This is a genomic window from Kitasatospora sp. NPDC058243 (assembly GCF_042882025.1).
Taxonomy (GTDB): Bacteria; Actinomycetota; Actinomycetes; order Streptomycetales; family Streptomycetaceae; genus Kitasatospora.
Genome location: NZ_JBHVWW010000076.1, coordinates 36,546 through 40,603 on the forward strand (window position 1 = coordinate 36,546; position 4,058 = coordinate 40,603).

The following is a 4,058-nucleotide window of genomic DNA, read 5'->3' on the forward strand; positions in this document are numbered from 1 at the left end:
GTTATGCCCCCCGTGGGGGTGTTGTGGGGGGGGGGGGGGAGAGGGGGGGGGGGAGGGGGGGGTGGGGGGGGGGGGGGTTGCGGGGTTCGCGCCCCCCCCCCCCCAGCCCGCCCGCGACCAGCGGGGCGACCTGCCGGGTCACCGTGGAGGAGTCGACGCCGAGCGACTCGGCCAGCGCCTTGACGTTGGCGGGCCCGTGCCGCTCCAGGCGGTCGAGCAGCAGGTAGGCGGCCCGGTCCAGCGCGCCGAGACCGCCGCCGGTGGTCCGGACCTGGTCCATCCGGCGGGCGAACACCGCCAGCTGGTACTGGAGTCGGGCGTGCACGGGGTCGGTGCGGTCGGTGGCCTGGGGCGAGGTCGTCGTCATCGCGGCTCACGATCGTCGTGCGGTGAGGGAGGCTCAGAAGCAGCAGCGTACGCGGGCGGAGCGGGCCCGGGAACAGCCCCGACGTCCCGGATTGCCGGTGTCGACCACCGTAGGCTGGCGTTATGCACAACTGGCCGGTCACCCTCGACGACGTCCGCGGCGCCCAGAAGATGCTCGCCGGAATCGCCCGGGTGACGCCGATGGAGGGCAGCCGGTACCTGTCCGGGCTGATCGGCGCGCCGGTCCACCTGAAGTGCGAGAACCTCCAGCGCACCGGTTCGTTCAAGCTGCGCGGCGCGTACGTGCGGATCGCCGGGCTCTCGCCGGTGCAGCGGGCCGGCGGGGTGGTGGCGGCGAGCGCGGGCAACCATGCGCAGGGGGTGGCGCTGGCGGCCGCGCTGCTGGGGGTGCACTCGACCGTGTTCATGCCGGTCGCGGCGCCGCTGCCCAAGGTCGCGGCGACCCGGGAGTACGGCGCGCAGGTGCGGCTGCACGGCGCCACGGTGGACGAGGCGTTGCAGGCCGCGCAGCGGTACTCGGAGGCGACCGGCGCGGTGTTCATCCACCCCTTCGACCACTGGGACGTGGTCACCGGCCAGGCCACCGTCGGACTGGAGATCCTGGAGCAGTGCCCCGAGGTGCGGACCATCCTGGTCGGGGTGGGCGGCGGCGGCCTGCTGGCCGGGATCGCGGCGGCGGTCAAGCCGCTGCGGCCGGACGTCCGGGTGGTGGGGGTGCAGGCGGCGGGCGCGGCCGCGTACCCGCCCTCGCTGGCGGCCGGGCGGCCGGTGTCACTGGAGCACTACGCCACGATGGCCGACGGGATCATGGTCGGCCGGCCCGGGGACATCCCGTTCGAGGTGATCAACTCGCTGGCGGACGGCGTCCGGACGGTCTCCGAGGACGCGCTGTCGCGGGCCCTGCTGCTCGGCCTGGAGCGGCTGAAACTGGTGGTCGAACCGGCCGGGGCGGCCCCGATCGCGGCGCTGCTGGAGCAGCCGGACTCCTTCGAGGGGCCGGTGGTGGCCGTGCTGTCCGGCGGCAACATCGACCCGCAGCTGATGCAGCGGGTGCTGCGGCACGGGCTGGCGGCGGCCGGCCGGTACCTGTCGCTGCGGGTGCGGCTGGCGGACAAGCCGGGCTCGCTGGCCGACCTGCTGGGGGTGCTGACCAGGCTGGACGCCAACGTGCTGGACGTCGCGCACGTGCGGATCGACCCGCGGCTGGGGCTGACCGAGGTCGAGGTGGACCTGCACCTGGAGACCAAGGGGCCGGAGCACTGCGCGGCCGTGGTCGGCGAGCTGCGGGACGCGGGGTACGTCGTTTCCAGCTGAGTTCGGAAGGCGCCTCAGGCGCTTGGGGGGGCCGGGTGTCTCGGGCGCCGGACGGTGCGGGGCGGGCCTCGGTGGATCTCGGCGGATCTCGGTGGATGTCAGTGGTCCCTGTCACGATGGCGGAGCCCTATGCCTTGACGCGATATATCGCGTGCTGCCAGACTCGCGATACATCGCGTTCTGTGCCGTGGTAGGCGAAAACCGAGTCGCCCGCATGCCCGAAAAAGGGGCAGAGTGTGACAGATCGCCCATATTCGTCCGAGGAGATGAGGCAGGCCATGGCGCCAGCCATCCAAGCCGAGAACCTGGTCAAGACCTTCGGCGACGTACGAGCCCTGGACGGCGTCAGCCTCGACGTCCCCGAGGGCACGGTGCTCGGGCTGCTCGGCCCGAACGGCGCCGGCAAGACCACCACCGTGCGGGTCCTCACCACCCTGCTGCGCCCCGACTCGGGCCGCGCGGTGGTCGCCGGCGTCGACGTGCTCAAGCACCCCAACAAGGTCCGCAGCCTGATCGGCCTGTCCGGCCAGTACGCGGCGGTCGACGAGTACCTCACCGGCTTCGAGAACCTCCAGATGGTCGGCGAGCTCTACCAGATGAGCGCCCGTCAGGCGAAGGTGAGGGCGCTGGAGCTGCTGGAGTGGTTCAACCTCACCGAGGCCAAGGACCGCACCGCCAAGACCTACTCCGGCGGCATGCGCCGCCGCCTCGACCTCGCCGCCGCGCTGGTCGTCCGGCCGCCGGTGATGTTCCTCGACGAGCCGACCACCGGCCTCGACCCGCGCAACCGGCTCGCGCTCTGGGAGGTCATCGAGACCCTGGTCGAGCAGGGCACCACGCTGCTGCTCACCACCCAGTACCTGGAGGAGGCCGACCGGCTGGCGCACGACATCGCCGTCGTGGACCACGGCCGGGTGATCGCCCGGGGCACCGCCGACCAGCTCAAGGCCCAGATCGGCGGCGAGCGGATAGAGGTCGTGGTGCACGAGCCGGGCCTGGTCGCCGACGCGGTCGCGGCGCTGTCCGGGTACGCGCTGGGCGAGCCGGCGGTGGAGAAGAACACCCGCCGGATCACCGTGCCGGTCAGCGGCGGCGCCCGGGTGCTCGCCGACGTCATCCGCGAACTCGACGCCCGCGGCATCGAGATCGACGACATCGGCCTGCGCCGCCCGACCCTGGACGACGTGTTCCTCACCCTCACCGGCCACGTCGCCGAGACGGTGGAGGAGGGGAACGGCTCCGGCGGCCGCGGCCGGGGCGGCCGGGGCAAGGGCGGGCCGTCCGCCGAGGGGCCGTCCGCCGAGGGGTCGGACGGCTCCGACGGCCAGGGACCGGACAAGCAGGCCGTCGCGGCCGGAACGGAGCGCTGAGATGAGCACCGCCACCGAGCACGCCATCGGCGAGGCGATGCCCAGGCAGCGCCGCGGCATCGCCGCCACCCTGCACGACTCCTGGGTGGTCGCCAAGCGCAACCTGCGCCGGATGACCAGGATCCCCGAGATCGTGGTCTTTGGGCTGATGCAGCCGGTCATGTTCGTGCTGCTGTTCTCGTACGTGATGGGCGGGGCGATCAAGATCCCCGGGGCGAGCTCCAGCTCCGACTCGTACATCCAGTTCCTGATGGCCGGCATCTTCGCCCAGACCGTCACCTTCGCCGTCGCCGGCGCCTCCGCCGGGATCGCGGAGGACATGACCAAGGGCCTGGTGGACCGCTTCCGCTCGCTGCCGATGGCCCGCTCGGCGGTGCTGGTCGGCCGCACCCTGGCCGACCTGTGCCAGACCGCGTTCACCGTGATCGTGCTGGCCCTGGTCGCGCTGCTGGTCGGCTGGCGGATCCACGACGGCGTGCTCAACGCGCTCGGCGCCTTCGGCCTGCTGCTCCTGCTCGGCTACGCGTTCTCCTGGATCGGCGCGCTGATCGGCCTCTCGGTGCGCAGCCCCGAGGCGGCCACCTCGGCCGGCCTGATCTGGCTGTTCCCGCTGACCTTCGTCTCCAACGCCTTCGTGCCGGTCAGCTCGATGCCGGGCTGGCTGCAGACGGTCGCGTACTGGAACCCGTTCAGCGCCACCGTGCAGGCCTGCCGGGACCTGTTCGGCAACCAGGTCGGCCCGGTGGACGCCACCTGGCCGATGCAGCACGCCGCGCTGGTGTCGGTGCTGTGGTCGGTGCTGATCACCGCAGTGTTCTCCTGGCTGTCGGTGCGCAAGTACCGCTCGGCCGTGGGCTGAACCGCGCCAAGTACGCCGCGAGGGCGGGGGGGGGGGGGTTTTGGCGCTCCGGACCAGCACGCTGGGTGGGGGGGGGTTGGTTGTGGATGGGAGGGAGGGGTAGGCGGGCGTTAGGAGCAAACCCTACA

The 4,058-nt window shown here is 72.6% G+C and carries 4 protein-coding genes; 3 read left to right on the forward strand and 1 reads right to left on the reverse strand.

Annotated elements, in window-relative coordinates; translation table 11 throughout:
* Position 1: 1 nt before the first annotated feature.
* Positions 2–367, reverse strand: coding sequence for a MarR family transcriptional regulator (locus ACFVX9_RS34165; protein WP_387985558.1), 366 nt, complete (start codon positions 365–367; stop codon positions 2–4).
* 122 nt (positions 368–489) lie between these two features.
* On the opposite strand from ACFVX9_RS34165, the gene ilvA reads away from it, so the two are divergent.
* From ilvA to ACFVX9_RS34180, 3 genes are all read left to right on the forward strand, one after another.
* Positions 490–1,701: a threonine ammonia-lyase gene (gene ilvA / locus ACFVX9_RS34170; RefSeq protein WP_063348014.1), complete on the forward strand. Its 1,212-nt coding sequence runs from the start codon at positions 490–492 to the stop codon at positions 1,699–1,701.
* Between the two features lie 278 nt (positions 1,702–1,979).
* Positions 1,980–3,071, forward strand: a complete 1,092-nt coding sequence (locus ACFVX9_RS34175) for an ATP-binding cassette domain-containing protein (RefSeq protein ID WP_387985562.1) — start codon at positions 1,980–1,982, stop codon at positions 3,069–3,071.
* A 1-nt stretch (position 3,072) separates the two neighbouring features.
* Positions 3,073–3,930, forward strand: coding sequence for an ABC transporter permease (locus ACFVX9_RS34180; protein ID WP_063348013.1), 858 nt, complete (start codon positions 3,073–3,075; stop codon positions 3,928–3,930).
* Positions 3,931–4,058 lie beyond the last annotated feature (128 nt).

Excerpts from the sequence above, each read along its gene's own strand:
- ACFVX9_RS34165 (WP_387985558.1), bottom strand. The coding sequence starts at position 367 with ATGACGACGACCTCGCCCCAGGCCACCGACCGCACCGACCCCGTGCAC.
- ACFVX9_RS34175 (WP_387985562.1), top strand. The coding sequence starts at position 1,980 with ATGGCGCCAGCCATCCAAGCCGAGAACCTGGTCAAGACCTTCGGCGAC.
- ilvA (WP_063348014.1), top strand. The coding sequence starts at position 490 with ATGCACAACTGGCCGGTCACCCTCGACGACGTCCGCGGCGCCCAGAAG.
- ACFVX9_RS34180 (WP_063348013.1), top strand. The coding sequence starts at position 3,073 with ATGAGCACCGCCACCGAGCACGCCATCGGCGAGGCGATGCCCAGGCAG.